Consider the following 17,582-nt stretch of genomic DNA (forward strand, 5'->3'; position numbering starts at 1 on the left):
TTGTTACTGCCGGACATCATCAAGTGACTTTGCGGGTTTCGCGGCATTGTCTGACCAGCCGTCAATACTGATGTCTTCTTTGCTTAAGCCGCGGTTAATATCGATGCCGGTGTACCACCATTCATGGGCGTCCAGTTTAATCGGGCCCAGCACGCGTTCGAAAAAGTGTGTGGGCAGGATAAATTGGCCTACCGACTCGTATGCCAGGAACGTGGTATCAACGTGCGCTCCTTTCGTTGCTTCAAACCCTTCAAGCGTAATGTGAAGCCTAAATGTCAGATTGGTTTCTTTATCTACCCACAGCGTAATATGGTCACGCTCAGATAAACCGATACCGGGACTGAGTTGCCCATTAATGCGGTAATACGCTTTTTCTTTCCATGTCTTATCGTCTAAGCGCTTCCAATTGGTGACCCGATCAGATAACCCAAGTGGCCCCAGCACAAACAGATAAAACGCATCGGCGGTCAACGCGGTAGCGGCAATTTTCTGTTGGTCAGAAATTTGCTGCTGGTTGTAAGCCACCTGTGTCTGCTCGGCTGTGCGATAAACCCATTTGGTACCTGCTTCGCCAGTGTAATGCACCGCATACGCCCGGGGTGAAACCAGCACACGTTCCTGGGACTGCTGGCGGTATTCTTCGTCCGTAACCAGGGGCTGGATCTTAGTAATTAAATAGTGCCACTCGCCATCAACGGCAACATTGACGTCATTTAACCCTGCCAGAAGATCGCCTCCATGTTGGGCAAAGGTAGCGCGAAAAATAGCGTCAGCGCTCATACCATCAGCAGGCTGTGTTATATAGGTTTCCTGGCTGGGTGAGGTTTGGGCACAGCCTCCCAGAATGAATAAAAGTGTGAGCAAAAACCCTGTTTGTTTAAGCATTGCCAGTTACCTGAATGTAGGGGTCGCATGGCTTTATACTGGGATTACAGCAAATTCGGATGTTTATGCACAATCTGGCCACCCGCAATTTGACGTCGTCATTAACGACAGGATAGGACAAATTGGTGAGTCAGAGCCGGGATTAAGGAGTAACGTTGGGGGGCGTACCCATTATCAATCGAAAGGATTGGGGCGTGATCGAGTCTCGCGCAGACGGTTAAAACGATTAAGAAAAATGCCGACATAGCCACTCATGGCAAGAGCAAAGCCGATGAGCATGATCGTAACGCTCACCCATAGGGTGACAATGCTTTGCGCGTCAGCGAACAGCATCCCGCTCGCACCTAACGCAAAAACCAGCAACCCCCACTTAAAGCGGTGCCAGCTTTTGCTCAGGCCGAAAAAACGGGTTTCGCTGTTCATATCAGTAATAAGAGTGCTCACCTGCCTGATGCTCGGTGGCATCGCGAACACCTTTAAGCTCACCGGTAAACTGCTCCAGCATCTGTTTTTCAATTCCTTCTTTAAGCGTAACATCAACCATGGCGCAGCCATTACAGCCACCACCGAATTGCAAAACTGCAAAGCCGTCTTCGGTAATTTCCGTCAGCACTACCTTACCACCATGACTGGCCAGTTGCGGGTTAACTTCAGATTCAATCATGTAATTTACGCGCTCGACCAGTGGCGCATCATCAGCCACCTTACGCGCTTTGGCATTAGGTGCTTTAAGCGTTAACTGTGAACCCATCTGATCAGTGACGTAATCAATTTCTGCTTCATCCAGATAAGGTGCACTCTCTTCATCTACCACTGCATCAAAGCCGTTAAAGGGCAATCGCACGTCGCTATCTTCAACTGCATCGGGCGGGCAATAAGAGACACCACATTCTGCTGATGATGTACCAGGGTTCACCACGAACACACGAATATTGGTACCAGTTTCCTGTTTTTCCAATAATTTTGCAAAGTGTGCTTGTGCTTCTTCTGATATAGTGATCATTAACAAATCCTGTCTCGAATTAATGTTGGGACTATGATAACAAATTTACCTGAGTAAAACAGTCAAGTATTGCACAGAATTTTTACTATGGTGCAGCAGAGAACAACAAGGTTTGGTAATGAAGAAACTTAAAGTGTTGATATCGTTGATGAGTTTTGCGCTTTTAACCTGCGCTACCCAGTCATTGGCTACATTTCCACAAATAGATGAAGGCGGCCGCCCGGTAGCCAGTTATTTGCCTGAAGAGGTTACTTTCGACCCGGCGATACCCACCCCTGAAGCGTATCTTGGCAATCAAGTTGGAGAATGGCATGTACGTCACGACCAACTGGTCGGCTATATGCAAGCACTAGCCGAGGCGTCTGACCGACTCACTGTAGAAGTGACTGGATACAGTCACGAAAACCGTCCGTTATTGTTACTGACAGCGAGCAGCAAATCTAATCAGGCTAACATTGAGTCGTTACGTAAACAGCACATCGCGACCCTGGAGAGTGATAAAAACGTTAATAAGAATACGCCATTAGTACTCTATCTGGGGTACAGCATTCATGGTAACGAGCCTTCTGGCAGTAATGCGGCCATGGTAGTTGCTTACTACCTGGCTGCGGCGCAGGGTGAAAAAATTAACCAGTTGCTTAACAATGCAATTGTGCTGCTCGATCCTTCGTTGAATCCGGACGGTCTATCGCGCTTCGCGCAATGGGCAAATATGCATAAGGGCAAACAGCTTAATGCCGATCCAGAGCATCGTGAGCACCAGGAAGGCTGGCCGTCAGGCCGCACTAACCACTATTGGTTTGATTTAAACCGGGATTGGTTACTACTTACTCACCCTGAATCACGAGCGCGTATTCGTCAGTTTCATAAGTGGCGCCCGCATGTACTGACCGATTCGCACGAAATGGGCACAGACAGTACCTATTTTTTCCAACCTGGTGTGGCGTCCCGCAAAAATCCCTGGACGCCCGATGCCAATGTTACTTTGACTGAAGCGTTAGCTAAGTTCCATGCTACCGCGTTTGATGCGGATAAGGTGCTTTACTTCTCGCAAGAAGCGTTTGATGATTTTTACTATGGTAAGGGCTCAACCTATCCTGATGCACACGGCAGTATCGGTATCCTGTTTGAACAGGCAAGCAGCCGTGGACACATCCAGTCTTCAATCAATGGAGACGTGAAATTTGCCGACACCATTCAAAATCAAGTCACCACCAGTTTAAGCACCTTTGCCGGGGCGCTGGCGAACAAATCGGCATTGCTGAATTACCAATCCAACTTTAGCAAGAATACCCAAAAGTTAATTGATGAGGATGAGATATTTGGCTATGTACTGCGTATTCCAAAAGACCGCCAACGCGCCCAAGCCATGCTTGATCTACTTGACCAGCATAAAATTAAATATCAGGGGGTAAGCAAACCATTTGAGTTAGACGAGAATCGCTATGAAGCTGATTCATCGCTGTTTATTCCGTTAAATCAGGCGCAATACCGGTTAGTAAAATCATTATTCTCCACCCGACAGTCGTTTACGGATAATACCTTCTACGACGTATCCAGCTGGAACTTACCCTTTGCGTTCAACATTGAATATGAACCAGTGAGCCAACGAAATCGCAGACGTGTAAATACCACCGACAGCTTTACTTTGGCTAAATCTGAGACTGCAAAGGTCGACGAAAACGCCTATGCGTACGCGTTCGAATGGCACCATTATTATGCCCCGGCGCTATTACAGGCGCTGCTTGAAAAAGGCGTGAAGCTGCGTTCGGCGGGCGACAAATTTACCGCTACCTTAACCAACAACCAACAGCTTCAGTTTGCCCGCGGCACAATCCTTATTCCTATGGGCTTACAGGATAACGATGTGACCGGTATTGTGAAGCAACTAAGCAGCCAGTCTGGGGTACCGGTGCATTCCATTGCAACCGGACTTACCAGTCAGGGCATCGACCTGGGTAGTGGTAAGATGACACCAATTACACCGGTTAAATTGCTTTTGGTGGGCGGTAAAGAGTCCAGTGAATATGATGTGGGTGAAGTTTGGCATTACCTGGATACCAAAGTCGGCTTACCGGTTAGCATTGTGGAGTTAAGCCGCTTAAAAGACGTCTCGTTGACGGACTATACCCATGTGGTGTTTGTCAGTGGCGACTATGGCCCATTAGACGAAGTGTTTGCGGCGAAATTAAGTAGTTGGATCCAGGATGGTGGGGTGTTGATTGGACAACAGTCAGCACTCAAATATTTTGAATCCAGTGGCTGGTTAGATGTGGAGATTGAAGAAGATTCTGCCATCGATGACGCGTTCTCGACTCAAGGCCTGCGGTATGCTGATAAAGATGCGTTGGAAGCGAAGAAACTTATCGCCGGTGCGACTTATGAGATGCATATCGATCCGACTCACCCGCTTTTTTATGGCTATCAACGTCAGGCTATTCCGGTGTTTAAATCAAGTAATTTAATTGTCAAAAGCGACAATTCACCCTTTACCACCATCGCTCGCTACAAACAGCAACCGTTGCTGGCTGGCTACACTGCGCCAGAGCTGGTTAAGATGGTAGCGGCTACCACGGCCGTCATCAGTCAACCGTTGGGTGAAGGGGTTATCATCGGGTTTACTGACAATATCCATTTCAGAGGCTACTGGTATGGTACTAACAAACTGATGAGTAACGCGATTTATCAGTCGGCGCACATCAATTAGGAACGCTGAAGTCACAGTGATGACTTATGCTAGTGGGCGAGGGTCACCGCCATCGTCCATACGTCTATTTTGATATGCGGGTGGCGAAGCCTTAGCTGTTTGGCCAGCACATCGACAGTACTACCGGTGGTTATTACATCATCGACAATAGCCACGTGTGCGCATGGGGGCGTGTTAACCACCTCGTAAGCCTGCCGCAGATTTTGCAACCGTTGCTGGCGATTCAGCCCGGTTTGTTGACGGGCTGATTTACGCCTTGCCCATTGGGTGTTAATGGGCAAATTTAATGGCTGACCCACCAGTTTCGCCAGTTCGACTGACTGGTTATAGCGTCGCTGAAAATAACGCCAATACGTGATGGGCACAGGTAGCAGTTGGTCGGGCAAGCACATATCATCCATAGCGCACACAAACCATTCTGCCATGACGCCTGCCGGTCTCATGTCACGCGACGTTTTCAGCCTGAGCAGCAGTTGGTTCAGCGGCCATTGGTAGGGGCCAATCGCATACAGCCCATCAATTGCCGAATGCTTAACATGTCGTGCTATCTCTGGCCGGTGCAGTAAATTTGTGGGTTTATCAGGATCATAAAAAAACGCGGTATCATTTTTGCAAAAATCACACACAGCGCTGTTACTATGCTGGTTGCAAAGAATGCAGGCTAAATTAGGTAGAAGTCGTTTCAACATCGATCTGCTCGCCTCGAAAAGTGGTATGTAGGTTGAAAACTATTGTTAGGAAGGGTGACGTTGCTAGATTCTCATAAACAAAATGCCCTGGTCAGCCGTTCGGTTGGTACAGGAAAAGAACTGATTTTTTTGCACGGCTGGGGCATGAACGGAGGCGCATTTTCACAGTTGATCCCTTACATGCAAGAGGACTTCAGGCTCACCGTAATTGATTTGCCAGGTTTTGGTGAGAACAGCCATATCGTACCTGAACCCTTTTCATTAGCTGCTATAGCCGAACTGATTGCGCCCCGCTTGCCAAAAAATGCGGTTGTCATTGGTTGGTCTCTGGGTGGCTTAGTTGCACAATATTTAGCGTTGCACCATGCAAACACGGTTGCTGGCTTGATCACCATCGCCTCGTCGCCAAAATTTGAGCAAACGTTAGGTTGGCCAGGTATCGACGCTCAATTGCTGGTTCAGTTTCAGCAACAACTTGCACAGGATTACCGCAAAACCATTGAACGTTTTTTGGCCATACAGGCAATGGGCAGCGCGACAGCCAGGCAGGATATTAAAGCCATTCGTGAAGCCATTCATGCCTACCCAGAACCTGCGCCAAAGGCCTTGGCAGAGGGATTAAAATTGTTATCGTCGGAAGATCTGCGACAGGACATCGGCCGCATTAAACAGCCCACGTTGCGTTTGTATGGCAGATTAGACAGTCTGGTGCCACCCAGCAGCATAGATCAAATCTGTAAGTTGCATCCACAGGCAGATTCTGTGGTACTTCCGCATGCGTCACATGCGCCTTTTATCTCTCACCCGCAACAAACCTCTGACATTATTGGGCACTTTGTTATGACGCAGTTTACCTGAGTATGTTTTTATATACGTAAAACAGGCCTTTTTACGGTGATTAACTTTTTAATTTAATACGATTTGTTTAATAATTGACCTCGGTAAAGATGAGGTAGAAGTGTTTTGAATAGTATTGATTCAGGTATGGCGTCAGCTATCGCAGCTGGCTATAGTGGGCTGCAACAGGCGCAAGCTGACGTAACGCAGGCTTCTGAAAATATTGCAGAGCGAACGTTGCAGGCATCGGAAAGTCAGAATCAGAACGGTAGTGGATCGAGTACATCCGGTCAGTCTTCGTCAGCGTCAGGTAATATGGCATCTGATTTGATATCGCTGAAAATGGGCAGTATCAACGCCGAGGCGAATGCCAAGGTACTTAGTACGTCGTTTGATAATCTAGGCACTATCATCGATACGCTCGCCTAGAAGCTTCCATGAACATTGTCACGCCCACCCCTACCAATGTGGTGTTCACTACTGCCAACGTTAATACCGAGGCAGCACGTCGTGACAACCTTTCAAAAGAAACCATCCCAGCGGCATCATCTGCAGACCAGGGCAATAATAATAAGGGACTGGGTTCCGATTCTGATCGTGCGCGGTCTCCCGGTCAAACTGCCGGCCCGTTGGTATATGAAAAACCGCAAATTCAGCCTCAGGTCAGTGAAGCACTGGCACGACAAGAAGAGGCGTCTGCCGGCAACGAACAGCAACAAGATGCGGCAAGTGGAGAAAGTGCTGGTAAAGAGAGTGCTGAAGACAAGCAGAAACAACAGGCTGAAGAGCAAAAGCTTAAACAATTAAAGGATCGTGACGCTGAAGTGCGTCGCCACGAAGAAGCGCACGCCTCGGTAGGTGGCCAATACGCCGGTTCGCCTCAATACGAATATGAAGAAGGCCCTGATGGTAAGCGTTACGCGGTGGGCGGCGAAGTGTCGATTGATATATCTGAAGCCGCGACACCCGAAAAAACCATCCAAAAAATGGAGCAGGTGCGCGCTGCTGCATTAGCACCTGAACAACCCTCTCAACAAGACTTGAAAGTCGCTGCTGAAGCGCAGCAAAAGTCTGCCGAAGCCAAGGCTGAGTTAACGAAAGAAAATGCCCAGTCCTCGCCAATTGCCGGCATCAATGCCACATTAGCTGCAACGGCACCTTCGTCTCTTGTAAACTCACAGGAAGATAACCTTGCTGTGCGTACTGGTGTCATTCAACAGTTTTACCAGAATATATCCTCTCCAAGAAACCCAGGGTTTGCTGCCAACGCCTAGTGCCACCGTTTTCAAATAAGCAGTTGAATCTATTGTCACAGAACGGTTTAATACATTTCTAACCGTCTGTTCCAATTAAAGATTAAGAAACAGTTTTCATGAACGTGCCTGCTTATGTGCTTCCTATCATTGTCGTTGCACAGTTTTGTTGTACATCGCTTTGGTTTGCAGGTAATGCAGTGATTGTAAACCTATCCCAGAACCTCAATCTTGCCGAAACAGCATTGGGGCATATTACCTCAGCAGTACAATTTGGTTTTATCTCGGGGACGCTTTTATTCGCCATCTTTGCCATTGCCGATCGCTTCTCACCGAGTAAAGTCTTTTTCGTGTGTGCGTTGTCGGGCGCGATAGTTAACCTGGCGATAATTGTTGACGGTTATTCATTGGAGGTATTGCTGGGACTGCGTTTTCTTACCGGATTTTTTCTCGCAGGGATATACCCCGTCGGCATGAAAATAGCGGCCGACCACTTTCAAAAAGGTCTTGGAAAGTCGTTGGGGTATCTGGTGGGCGCTTTGGTGCTAGGTACCGCTTTCCCGCATCTTGTTAATAATCTTACCGCTTCGTTACCATGGAAGAGTGTGATTGTTGCAACCTCTACACTGGCCACCATTGGTGGCGCGATGATGCTGATATTCGTTGACGATGGACCGTTAAGAAAACTGAATTCTCAATTTGACTTGAAAGGCTGGTTTAACGTATTTAACAACAAGTCCTTTCGCGCAAGTGCCTTCGGCTATTTTGGGCACATGTGGGAGTTATACGCCTTTTGGGCGTTTGTTCCGGCAATATTAGTCACGTTCAATCAATTACACCCGGAGTTTGCGTTTAATGTGGCGGTCTTCTCATTCCTAATCATTGGTGCGGGCAGCTTCGCATGTGTTGCCGGTGGTTATCTTGCACGGCACTTCGGTGAATTAAAGGTTGCGTCAACGGCGCTATTTCTGTCCGGTGGTTGTTGTTTGCTCTCCCCTCTGGCGCTTCTGTATGCTACACCAATTGTCTTCATCAGCTTTCTTATTTTTTGGGGCATGGTCGTTATTGCTGATTCGCCATTGTTCTCGACTTTAGTAGCCAGGCATGCGCCGGCAGATATTCAAGGTACCGCGCTGACAATTACCAACTGTATCGGATTTGCTATCACTATCATCAGTATACAACTGATCACGCTGCTATTTACCACATGGTCTGCTACCCATGCATTTCTGTTCCTCGTCATTGGCCCTGTATTGGGTTTGATTGCACTGCACCGAAAATCCTAGACAGCCAACTTCTGTGTACAGAAACCGTGGCTACACCCGGATAGCTGGGTGATCTGAAAGGTCAGCTTACGCTTATTTACTGGGCAACTTTCCATAACATCTATTTAGAGCATCTTAGATGTTTTCTGCCGTCAACTGGCGGTAGCCAATGCACTGACTCTCGATTTTCTGAGATCGGTGCCCAACGTTGAAAAAGGTAAGGTTAATGAAATTTAAGAGCATTCTTTTGGGTACATTACTGCTAGGCAGCTCAGCCACCACGTTGGCGAACGAATGTGAAGCCACCATCGACAGCGATGATATGATGAAGTTTGACACATCAGCAATGACTATCCCAAAATCCTGTGGTGAATTCACCGTCACCCTGACACACAGCGGCAAGCTACCTAAAACAGCCATGGGCCATAATTGGGTAATGTCGACCGAAGCTGACATGCAGCCCATTGCAAGAGACGGCTTGACAGCGGGGTTGTCAAACAATTACATCAAACCTGATGACGAACGCGTTATCGCAAATACCAAAGTTATTGGTGGTGGCGAAAAAACCAGCGTAACCTTTGATGTATCAGGCCTTTCGTCAGATGAATCATATATGTTTTTCTGTTCGTTCCCCGGCCACATCGCCATGATGAAAGGCACTGTCACGGTAAAATAATCATTGTTCTTCGCCCGCGACAAATGCGGGCGAACCTGGCCAATTTAGACAGTCATGGGTGAAAAACGGTTAATCCTCAACCGTTCATCAAAAAGTGGCTTAATCAAATACGTGTAAAGGGACTGCAGATTTTATGCATCTCTTTTATTTTAACTTGGAAACAAAAGGCCTTAATTACTTTTGTTTCGCCTTAGCAAACGCATCGGCGAAGGCATTGCCCATTGCAGCATTCTGCGACGGTGCAGATTGCCGTTGACCCTTGTGGTGCCCTTTATTGGCCGAGCGGGGCGATGCTGATTTGCTTTTAGGTGCGTCTGTCTTCGCCGGAGCAGGCGTTTCATCAAGCCGCATCGTAAAGGAAATGCGCTTGCGCGCTACATCAACTTCCATGACTTTCACTTTTACAATATCACCGGCTTTGACCACTTCGCGGGGATCGGAAATGAACTTATTGGTAAGCGCGGAGATATGCACCAGGCCATCCTGATGTACACCCACATCCACAAACGCGCCGAAATTAGCAACGTTACTCACCACGCCTTCCAGGATCATACCTGGCTTCAGATCGCTGATAGTCTCAACGCCCTCTTTAAATGCAGCCGTTTTAAATTCAGGACGCGGATCGCGGCCGGGTTTATCCAGTTCTTTTAATATGTCACGTACGGTAGGTAAACCGAATTTTTCATCGGTAAAGGTATCAGGTGACAGTTTCTTTAACAGCTCGGTATTGCCAATTAAGTCGTTCACAGCCACGTTGGTTTGCGTAACGATTTTGTCGATAACTGGATAGGCTTCAGGATGCACTGCAGAGCGATCCAATGGGTTGCTGCCATCGTTAATGCGCAAAAAGCCGGCTGCCTGTTCGAACGCCTTCGGGCCCAGTCGCTCAACTTTCAACAAGGCTTTGCGATCAGCAAACGCGCCATTGCTGTTGCGAAACATAACAATATTGTTGGCCAGGGTTTTGTTTAAGCCTGAGACATAACTTAATAAGGCCGGTGAGGCGGTGTTTAAGTCAACGCCCACCGCATTCACACAATCTTCAATGACCTGGTCAAGAGACTTGCCTAATTGGCTCTGGCTCACATCGTGTTGATATTGGCCAACACCAATTGCTTTAGGCTCAATTTTTACCAATTCCGCCAGGGGATCTTGTAGGCGACGAGCAATCGACACCGCGCCTCGCAATGAAACATCCAGCTCCGGCAGCTCTTGGGAAGCCAGTTCTGATGCAGAATAAACTGACGCGCCGGCTTCGCTGACCACAATCTTTTGTGCTTTTACTTCAGGGTGCGCCTTTAACATCTCGGCCACAAGTTTGTCCGTTTCGCGTGAAGCTGTGCCGTTGCCAATACTGATCAGGGTGACCTTGTGTTGTTGGCATAACACGGCCAGCGTGCGTAACGACTTATCCCATTGATTCTGTGGCGCGTGGGGGAAAATGGTATTGGTTGCTAATACTTTTCCCGTGGCATCAACAATGGCCACTTTGACACCCGTGCGCAAACCCGGGTCTAACCCCATGGTGACACGCGAGCCAGCGGGAGCCGCCATCAATAAGTCATTCAGGTTTTTGGCAAAAACATTGATGGCTTCTTCATCGGCTTTTTCGCGCAAATTGGCAAAAAGCTCGGTTTCCATATGCATACCAATTTTAATTTTCCAGGTCCACTGCACCACTTGTTGCAAAAAGGCATCGGCGGGACGGCCTTTATCCTGAATATTAACGTGATGAGCGATGATGCTTTCACACTCTGAACGCTGGCTGGCCGACTCACTGGTCGGATCGGCATTAAGGTGAATATGCAACATGCCTTCGTTGCGGCCACGAAACATGGCCAGCGCGCGATGTGAGGGTACGCTTTTGAGCTTTTCCTGATGATCAAAATAATCTTTGTATTTCGCCGCTTCTTTCTCTTTACCCGGTACTACTGCACTAACCATGAGCGCATTTTCAGTGAGGTAGTGTCGCACCTTTGCTAATAGCGCAGCATCTTCGGCGAACCGCTCCATTAGAATAAAGCGCGCACCTTCCAATGCGGCTTTGGTGTCGGCAACACCATTCTCAGCGTTAATAAATGCCTGCGCCTGATCTTCAGGATCCAGCTCTGGGTCAGCAAACAGCTTATCAGCAAGGGGTTCGAGCCCCGTTTCGATAGCAATCTGCCCTTTAGTGCGACGACGCGGTTTGAAAGGGAGGTATAAATCTTCCAGCGTAGTTTTGCTGTCAGCCGCTTTGATTTGCGAGGCTAACTCGTCACTCAGTTTACCCTGTTCGTCAATCGACCTCAGAATAACACTACGGCGGTCTTCCAGTTCACGCAGATAGGTCAATCGCTGTTGAAGATTACGTAACTGGGTGTCATCCAACCCCTGAGTCACTTCTTTACGGTAACGGGCTATAAACGGAACGGTCGCGCCTTCATCGAGTAGATTAACGGCAGCTTCAATCTGGCTTTCTTTAACCGCCAGTTCTTTCGCAATAGTGGATATGATCATAGGTTATCTGTCGAATGTCTGATTAGGGCTGAAGAATGCATGTCTTAGCCAGGAGATAAGTTCATTTCATGTAAAAACAAGAGACGCAGTATATCACTGATACAACTAGTGGGAAGGCTAAATGTACAGTCATGAAAAACTCTATCGGGCCAGTAGAAAAAATGCCTATCTTCATCTTGCCAAACTGATAAACGACAATGAAGAGTTGAACGCGCAATGGCAAAAGCTTGAAGCGCTCAACAATCGGCTTTCAAACTGACGTTTGACACCTTTTCTGAATACAGGTAGTGCCGATGAATGTGTTACCATCGGCACACTCTTTGTGTACCCGATCCTGATTCATTAAGTGAAAACCAAGCTTATTACCCCCGAAGGTTATAAAAAACTAAAAGACGAACACGATCATCTGTGGTTCGAAAAACGACCTGAAATCACTAAGACTGTCACCTGGGCCGCCAGTTTGGGCGATCGCTCCGAAAATGCCGATTACACTTATAATAAACGGTTACTGAGGCAAATTGATCGTCGCGTCCGCTTTCTGCGCAAACTGTTACCAGAACTGACCATTGTGCATTATTCGCCACAGCAGGAAGGCAGGGTGTTTTTTGGTGCCTGGGTAGAAATCGAGAACGATGCAGGCGAAAAACATGTGTTTCGCATCGTTGGGCCAGAGGAAATTTATGGCGATGAAAAAGGCGTGATTTCGATTGACTCGCCTATGGCAAGAGCGCTGTTAAAAAAAGAAATCGATGATGTGTGTACTGTTACCACTCCCGCGGGTAAAAAGCATTGGTACATCAATAGTATAACGTACCAGAAAGCCTTTGCGAAAAGACCTTCTGAAGATAAAAATGAATCATGAAATTCATTTAATGATTAATTAATGAACAATCTCTCATTCAAGCAGTCATAAGTCATACTTGAAGTAGTTATTCACGGTAATTCAGCTCATGTATAGAAGTTATTCTACACGCTCCCAAACACCCTCTGCGTTAAATCTGGGGGTGACCATCACCGGCTTCTTTCTGTTTCTGACAGGGGCGTTACTGGTGATCATCGGTTTTTTTGATATTTTTGGTAGCTGGGAAAATGTTAGAAAACTGGCATATCTACTGGCGGGAGCTATACTGTACAAGGTGGGTCTGACCATGATCAGGCATTACGCCACATTAACCCTGAAACGGGAACGACGTCGAGGATTCTGGCTTTAAAACATTTAGCTATTAAAGTTCTGTAATTAGTACAAATCAATTTAATGATAAGTGCTGAAGGAGGGGCTAATTTTAAAATCCACGCTATACTTAAGTGACAATTCGAAAAGTCGAAATTTAAAAATTACCCGAATATTTAATCCGGGTTTAAGCAGACACTAAACAGGTGCTGCACATTAGGAATAAGGTGAGCAAGGATTACGCTCTTCCCCAGAAAAAGAGAAAGGCCGACAGCTATTGTCGGCCTTTTTCGTTATTCCGGTGCCTGTTCTTCACCACGCGGCATGACTTCCAGTAATTCAACTTCAAATATTAAAGTTGAATTAGGTGTGATATTGCCAGTCGCACGTTCACCGTAGGCCAAATCTGATGGAATATGAAAACGGTACTTCGCACCTTCCTTCATCAGCTGGACCCCTTCGGTCCAACCCGTTATCACGCGGTTAAGAGGAAACACAGCAGGTTCGTTGCGCGCGTAAGATGAATCGAACTCAGTGCCATCCAGAAGCGTTCCACGATAATGAACCTTTACGGTGTCTTCAGCTTCTGGGCTTTCACCTTCGCCTTCGGTCAACACTTCATACTGAAGACCAGAGTCGGTTGTCTTCACCCCTTCTTTTTTAGCATTCTCTGCTAAATAGGCTTTCCCTTCAGCAATGTTTTCCTCGGCCATCTTTGCCGACATTTCCTGCTGCTTCGCGCGCAGAGCCTGTTCACCCTGCTGAGCAAATTGCTGAATCTCTTGCTGAGAGAATTTCAGACTGTCGTTCAGCGCGTCCTCGAAACCTTGCATCAGCGCAGCCTGGTCCATTTCTTCACCCAGTTCTTCTTGTTGTTTAGCTCGATTATGAACAAAAAGTCCCATGCTTGCACCCATGGCATAAGCTTGTTTTTGCACTACCGACATCTCGCTGCTCTGGTTTTCTGAAGCAGTCATCTCAGCCGAGTCAGCCTTGTCAGTGGCAGTGGTGTTGTCTTCGTTCGTATTTGGTTGGCAGGCAAAAAGGCCTAGCGCGGTTAGGGTTGATAAGGCGACGAGCGACTTACGCATAAATAACTTCTCCATAATCTTATTTAAATCGTACTTTTACCATGTGTTTGTGCACGTTATACGATGCAATAGTGGTACTGCTACGTAGTAACGACCCTCAAGATCGTTACAGTATAAAATTAAACGTGTTCCGTGCTATGGTAAACGTAGTGATAGCAAAGCGAAACCCATTTGACAGGAATCATTACCAATTGTTCCCTAAAGCTTCATTAATCTGTTCATTTGCGTGTGCTCTAGCAGCATGTACAGTGCCTGAAACTGAGCCTGAGAAAGTCTGGCGGCATGCCGAAGAAGCGGCTTTCGCTGCTGATATCAGTCCGGACGGTCGCTTTGCTGTGGTTTCCAGTCTGATGCACGGCATCAACGTATGGCAATACGGAAAAGCAGAGCCCATATATCAGTGGAGTCATCAGGGGGCGGGGAATAATGTGGTGGTCTCAGTACACATTTCTGCAGATAACCAATTTGTGGCGACCTCAGATCGAGAAGCCTTTGCATTATGGAGCATGCAACGTGGCGAGCCGGTTGGGTTTTGGCGCATCGATGAGTCATCCGTACGCGATATTGCTGTCGCCAATGAAGGAAAAGGCATTCTGGTCGGTCGTTCTAATGGCAAAGTGATGTATTTTGAACCGATGACAGGCCGCAGAATCGAATTTTTGGGGCATCAGGAAAAAGTTAACAGTGTCGATATTTCACCCAATGGCAGGTTCGCGCTCAGTGGTGGCAATGACTATGTGGCGTATTTATGGAGTACCGACACAGGGCAAATCATTCACACCTTTACCCACCCGAGTCGAGTCACATTGGTCGCGCTAGACGATCAGGGCCGCTATGTTTTCACCGCTGACAGTCAGCAAAAATCACAGATTTGGAATGCCCAAACAGGTGCGCCCATCAGCAATTTACAGTATATTGCGCGACAGAAAATTTTTACCGATGCTGTGTTTTCCAAAGATGGTGAGCGCTTACTTACGGGCGCGCCGTCTCGTCGTGTGTACGAATGGAACGTGAAGACGGGTGAGCAGATTAATGAGTGGAAGGTTGCTCCTCGCGCCAACATGAGTCCTCCTAGCGCTGTCGTATATGGGGTAGGCTATATTGATGAGAACCTGATTATGACTGAAAGCAGCAGCGGATTGGCAGAGTTATGGAGCCGAACAAATGACTAAGCAACCAATAGAACCACAGTTAAACCAAGCCGAGCAAAGTATTGAAGAGCTGCAAACCAAGGTCGCCTTCCAGGAACATACCATTGAGTTATTGAACGATGCGTTAACCAGTCAACAACACCAACTGGAAAAGCTGCAGTACCAAATGAAACAGGTGTTGCAAAAAGTCAAAGCAATTGAGCCTTCAAATATCGCCAAGGCGTCTGAAGAAACGCCGCCTCCTCATTATTGAAAGAACGGATCTGTGTTTGCCTCGCCACCCAATCCGTTATTCTGCGCAATTTAAGACAGCAGGATGCAGGTCAACGGATTAGATACCTTAGCACCAGCAAAGTATCCATTAATTGCCTTCAGATTATCCGCAATTGGCTCGCTGAGCTCTGTAAACAATGCTGCAACCCGCATTTTTCATCATTTTTTGGAAAAAAACTTGATTACCCAAGGTAAATTTGTTTAATTTGTGAACAGGTGATGGCCCATTCACAATTTGGATAGTGGGTTGATAATATAAAGGGCGATAAAAATGGGTAGATTGTGTTTAGTTATGGCAGGCTGTGCAAGCCTGTTTGCTTCTTTACTTCATGTAGCAATTATTTTTCGCGGGGCAAGCTGGTACCGTACGTTCGGTGCCGGTGAGCAGATGGCGCGCCTGGCAGAATCTGGCAGTCTATATCCTATGGCCGTAACCAGTGTAATTGCGCTTGGGTTATTCATTGGCGCGCTGTACGCCTTCTCTGCAGCAAATATTTTTAATCGGTTACCACAGCAAAAAAATGTACTTTATTTGCTTACGTGCATATTTCTTATTCGCGGAGCCATCGGCATGGTATTTGTGGTTTCCCCTGACTATTATCTGCCAGCGGCCAATTCCTCAGTGTTCTGGTTGGTCAGTTCCGCACTCTGTATCATGTTGGGCACCAGCTATTTGCTAGGTGCCCGCTGGCATCATAAAGACAAGCACATTACTCAGTTTGCCTGAGTGGAAACCTCGATGAGTTGTGTTTGTCTGCCATCAAAGTAAACCACTTTTTCGCCATCGAAAAACGCATCTTCTTCTAACATGATGCGTATTTCTTTATCCCACGGTTTGGCGTCGTAGGCGTTATTTAATTCGATGGAGTAAGCGGTATTGGCATGCAATGGGTAGTCACCATCACCAGGCACCCCGTCTTGTTGATCCCACATGCCAAGCGTAGTTCCCGCTGCATGGCCATGATAACCCAGAGGATGCGTATAAATTGAAGGCTTTAAGCCAGCCTGCTTAGCGGCCTGCAAACTTTCTTTCAACACTTCATTGCCTGTTTTGCCAACAGCGAAGTTTGCGGTAAAGATATCCTGCAGTTGGTTCCCTTTTTCAAGTGCGTCGTGTAAAAAAGCGGGCGCGGTTTTTTCGTCTGGCTTAAGGACGTACGCGTGTTGCTGGGTATCGGTATGTAAGCGTAAGTAGCTGATACCGAAATCTACGTGCAACAGATCGCCATATTGCACTACCTTGGCCGACTCGTTGGTAAAGGTGCTTTCGTGATCAAACTGTGCATCACTCTTTCGCTGAATAGACACTGACGGGTGAAACCACGTGTCCAGTCTTAAATCCACTACCCTTTCGCGAAACCACCAGACCAAATCGTCTGTGGTAGTTTTTCCAGGGCTAATGGTTTTATTTGAAAATCCTTCTGCAATGATGGCATGAGCAATTTTTCCCATGGTTTGCATTAGCTCAACCTCTTGCGGCAATCGCTGCTCGAGCCAAGGTACGGCGACGGCTTCGGCGGAGACTAGACGCTGCTGATATTTGGGTTTGAGCGCATTGACCAGCAGTGTCTTTTCGCTTGCAACCAGGCCATCCGCATGCGCCCAGTTGGCCGATTGGTTGATGCCTATTTTTTGCGGATCATGTTGCTCGATAAAATTGGCCAGAGCTTGCCATTGGTCAGGTTGCGCGTCCTTGTCCCAGGCGCGTTCGAACAGGTTACCTACGGCGTAGGGGGCAATGGCGTGAGTTGAGACGGTGTTGTCATCTTTTAACGTTACTACCAACATAGTGGTCCGTCGAGCTGATAACCAGGTGGCGGGTAGCAACGTTTTCAATACGGGGTCTTCATTGTATTCACTACTTATCAGTACCCACATATCAATCCCCGCGTCTTGCATGATTGAGGGTAAAAGTTGCCGAACTCGTTTTTCAGTAATTGAATCAATAACGGCTGCGCGTTCTTTTAAAGGCAGAATGCTGTCGTAAGGTGAGGCGACGGAATTAAAACTCAGTAAAACTAAAAATAGCAGAGCGCGCATATAGAGAGTCCAGTTAAATGGCAGAAAATCTACTATAGGTAA

General features: G+C 47.3%; 19 protein-coding genes. 12 read left to right on the top strand and 7 right to left on the bottom strand.

Features of this window, described 5'->3' with window-relative positions:
- Positions 1 to 3: 3 nt before the first annotated feature.
- The 3 genes from HCJ96_RS11965 to nfuA form a co-directional block, all read right to left on the bottom strand.
- Complete coding sequence (locus HCJ96_RS11965; protein ID WP_169211301.1) at positions 4 to 885, bottom strand: hypothetical protein; 882 nt, start codon at positions 883 to 885, stop codon at positions 4 to 6.
- Positions 886 to 1,059: 174 nt separating this feature from the next.
- Positions 1,060 to 1,329, bottom strand: a complete 270-nt coding sequence (locus HCJ96_RS11970) for a hypothetical protein (protein WP_169211302.1) — start codon at positions 1,327 to 1,329, stop codon at positions 1,060 to 1,062.
- Complete coding sequence (gene nfuA / locus HCJ96_RS11975; RefSeq protein WP_169211303.1) at positions 1,310 to 1,888, bottom strand: Fe-S biogenesis protein NfuA; 579 nt, start codon at positions 1,886 to 1,888, stop codon at positions 1,310 to 1,312. Before nfuA ends, HCJ96_RS11970 begins: the two co-directional genes overlap by 20 nt.
- A gap of 118 nt (positions 1,889 to 2,006) precedes the next feature.
- Between nfuA and HCJ96_RS11980 the strand changes: the two genes are divergently transcribed.
- Entirely contained in the window at positions 2,007 to 4,595 is a 2,589-nt protein-coding gene (locus HCJ96_RS11980) for a M14 metallopeptidase family protein (RefSeq protein ID WP_169211304.1), read from the top strand.
- Between the two features lie 29 nt (positions 4,596 to 4,624).
- Here the strand turns inward: HCJ96_RS11980 and HCJ96_RS11985 are convergent, their stop codons facing one another.
- On the bottom strand, positions 4,625 to 5,284 hold the full coding sequence (locus HCJ96_RS11985; RefSeq protein WP_169211305.1) for a ComF family protein: 660 nt from the start codon (positions 5,282 to 5,284) through the stop codon (positions 4,625 to 4,627).
- A gap of 60 nt (positions 5,285 to 5,344) precedes the next feature.
- Between HCJ96_RS11985 and bioH the strand changes: the two genes are divergently transcribed.
- The 5 genes from bioH (at position 5,345) to azu (ending at position 9,315) form a co-directional block, all read left to right on the top strand.
- Positions 5,345 to 6,142, top strand: coding sequence for a pimeloyl-ACP methyl ester esterase BioH (bioH, locus tag HCJ96_RS11990; protein WP_246261352.1), 798 nt, complete (start codon positions 5,345 to 5,347; stop codon positions 6,140 to 6,142).
- Positions 6,143 to 6,247: 105 nt separating this feature from the next.
- Entirely contained in the window at positions 6,248 to 6,550 is a 303-nt protein-coding gene (locus HCJ96_RS11995) for a hypothetical protein (RefSeq protein WP_169211306.1), read from the top strand.
- Positions 6,551 to 6,558: 8 nt separating this feature from the next.
- Entirely contained in the window at positions 6,559 to 7,395 is an 837-nt protein-coding gene (locus HCJ96_RS12000; RefSeq protein ID WP_169211307.1) for a putative metalloprotease CJM1_0395 family protein, read from the top strand.
- Positions 7,396 to 7,493: 98 nt separating this feature from the next.
- Positions 7,494 to 8,660, top strand: a complete 1,167-nt coding sequence (locus HCJ96_RS12005; protein WP_169211308.1) for an MFS transporter — start codon at positions 7,494 to 7,496, stop codon at positions 8,658 to 8,660.
- 205 nt (positions 8,661 to 8,865) lie between these two features.
- Positions 8,866 to 9,315 (top strand): azurin, encoded by a 450-nt coding sequence (gene azu / locus HCJ96_RS12010; protein ID WP_169211309.1) that lies wholly within the window; start codon positions 8,866 to 8,868, stop codon positions 9,313 to 9,315.
- A gap of 174 nt (positions 9,316 to 9,489) precedes the next feature.
- Here the strand turns inward: azu and HCJ96_RS12015 are convergent, their stop codons facing one another.
- Positions 9,490 to 11,814: a Tex family protein gene (locus HCJ96_RS12015; RefSeq protein ID WP_169211310.1), complete on the bottom strand. Its 2,325-nt coding sequence runs from the start codon at positions 11,812 to 11,814 to the stop codon at positions 9,490 to 9,492.
- 121 nt (positions 11,815 to 11,935) lie between these two features.
- Between HCJ96_RS12015 and HCJ96_RS12020 the strand changes: the two genes are divergently transcribed.
- From HCJ96_RS12020 to HCJ96_RS12030, 3 genes are all read left to right on the top strand, one after another.
- Positions 11,936 to 12,073, top strand: coding sequence for a hypothetical protein (locus HCJ96_RS12020; protein ID WP_169211311.1), 138 nt, complete (start codon positions 11,936 to 11,938; stop codon positions 12,071 to 12,073).
- A gap of 87 nt (positions 12,074 to 12,160) precedes the next feature.
- Complete coding sequence (gene greB / locus HCJ96_RS12025; RefSeq protein WP_169211312.1) at positions 12,161 to 12,676, top strand: transcription elongation factor GreB; 516 nt, start codon at positions 12,161 to 12,163, stop codon at positions 12,674 to 12,676.
- Positions 12,677 to 12,764: 88 nt separating this feature from the next.
- On the top strand, positions 12,765 to 13,025 hold the full coding sequence (locus HCJ96_RS12030; protein WP_169211313.1) for a hypothetical protein: 261 nt from the start codon (positions 12,765 to 12,767) through the stop codon (positions 13,023 to 13,025).
- A gap of 253 nt (positions 13,026 to 13,278) precedes the next feature.
- Here the strand turns inward: HCJ96_RS12030 and fkpA are convergent, their stop codons facing one another.
- Positions 13,279 to 14,076 (bottom strand): FKBP-type peptidyl-prolyl cis-trans isomerase, encoded by a 798-nt coding sequence (fkpA, locus tag HCJ96_RS12035; RefSeq protein ID WP_169211314.1) that lies wholly within the window; start codon positions 14,074 to 14,076, stop codon positions 13,279 to 13,281.
- A gap of 248 nt (positions 14,077 to 14,324) precedes the next feature.
- Here fkpA and HCJ96_RS12040 point away from each other — a divergent pair, with 248 nt between their 5' ends.
- From HCJ96_RS12040 to HCJ96_RS12050, 3 genes are all read left to right on the top strand, one after another.
- Complete coding sequence (locus HCJ96_RS12040; RefSeq protein WP_343034711.1) at positions 14,325 to 15,248, top strand: WD40 repeat domain-containing protein; 924 nt, start codon at positions 14,325 to 14,327, stop codon at positions 15,246 to 15,248.
- Entirely contained in the window at positions 15,241 to 15,480 is a 240-nt protein-coding gene (locus HCJ96_RS12045; RefSeq protein ID WP_169211316.1) for a SlyX family protein, read from the top strand. The genes HCJ96_RS12040 and HCJ96_RS12045 overlap by 8 nt, the downstream gene beginning before the upstream one ends.
- Positions 15,481 to 15,771: 291 nt before the next feature.
- Positions 15,772 to 16,227, top strand: coding sequence for a hypothetical protein (locus tag HCJ96_RS12050; protein ID WP_169211317.1), 456 nt, complete (start codon positions 15,772 to 15,774; stop codon positions 16,225 to 16,227).
- Here HCJ96_RS12050 and HCJ96_RS12055 read toward each other — a convergent pair.
- Positions 16,215 to 17,540 carry a M24 family metallopeptidase gene (locus HCJ96_RS12055; RefSeq protein WP_169211318.1) on the bottom strand — a complete coding sequence of 442 codons (1,326 nt, stop codon included), beginning with the start codon at positions 17,538 to 17,540 and terminating at the stop codon, positions 16,215 to 16,217. The genes HCJ96_RS12050 and HCJ96_RS12055 overlap by 13 nt on opposite strands.
- Positions 17,541 to 17,582: the final 42 nt, after the last annotated feature.

Source organism: Alteromonas ponticola (genome assembly GCF_012911815.1).
Classification (GTDB): Bacteria; Pseudomonadota; Gammaproteobacteria; order Enterobacterales; family Alteromonadaceae; genus Alteromonas; species Alteromonas ponticola.

Bases quoted from the DNA above. Each gene is read 5' to 3' on its own strand.
- HCJ96_RS12005 (WP_169211308.1), top strand. From the start codon at position 7,494: ATGAACGTGCCTGCTTATGTGCTTCCTATCATTGTCGTTGCACAGTTT.
- HCJ96_RS12015 (WP_169211310.1), bottom strand. From the start codon at position 11,814: ATGATCATATCCACTATTGCGAAAGAACTGGCGGTTAAAGAAAGCCAG.
- HCJ96_RS12055 (WP_169211318.1), bottom strand. From the start codon at position 17,540: ATGCGCGCTCTGCTATTTTTAGTTTTACTGAGTTTTAATTCCGTCGCC.
- nfuA (WP_169211303.1), bottom strand. From the start codon at position 1,888: ATGATCACTATATCAGAAGAAGCACAAGCACACTTTGCAAAATTATTG.
- HCJ96_RS12045 (WP_169211316.1), top strand. From the start codon at position 15,241: ATGACTAAGCAACCAATAGAACCACAGTTAAACCAAGCCGAGCAAAGT.
- HCJ96_RS11980 (WP_169211304.1), top strand. From the start codon at position 2,007: ATGAAGAAACTTAAAGTGTTGATATCGTTGATGAGTTTTGCGCTTTTA.
- HCJ96_RS12030 (WP_169211313.1), top strand. From the start codon at position 12,765: ATGTATAGAAGTTATTCTACACGCTCCCAAACACCCTCTGCGTTAAAT.
- HCJ96_RS11985 (WP_169211305.1), bottom strand. From the start codon at position 5,284: ATGTTGAAACGACTTCTACCTAATTTAGCCTGCATTCTTTGCAACCAG.
- HCJ96_RS12000 (WP_169211307.1), top strand. From the start codon at position 6,559: ATGAACATTGTCACGCCCACCCCTACCAATGTGGTGTTCACTACTGCC.
- HCJ96_RS11965 (WP_169211301.1), bottom strand. From the start codon at position 885: ATGCTTAAACAAACAGGGTTTTTGCTCACACTTTTATTCATTCTGGGA.
- HCJ96_RS12020 (WP_169211311.1), top strand. From the start codon at position 11,936: ATGTACAGTCATGAAAAACTCTATCGGGCCAGTAGAAAAAATGCCTAT.
- fkpA (WP_169211314.1), bottom strand. From the start codon at position 14,076: ATGCGTAAGTCGCTCGTCGCCTTATCAACCCTAACCGCGCTAGGCCTT.
- HCJ96_RS12050 (WP_169211317.1), top strand. From the start codon at position 15,772: ATGGGTAGATTGTGTTTAGTTATGGCAGGCTGTGCAAGCCTGTTTGCT.
- azu (WP_169211309.1), top strand. From the start codon at position 8,866: ATGAAATTTAAGAGCATTCTTTTGGGTACATTACTGCTAGGCAGCTCA.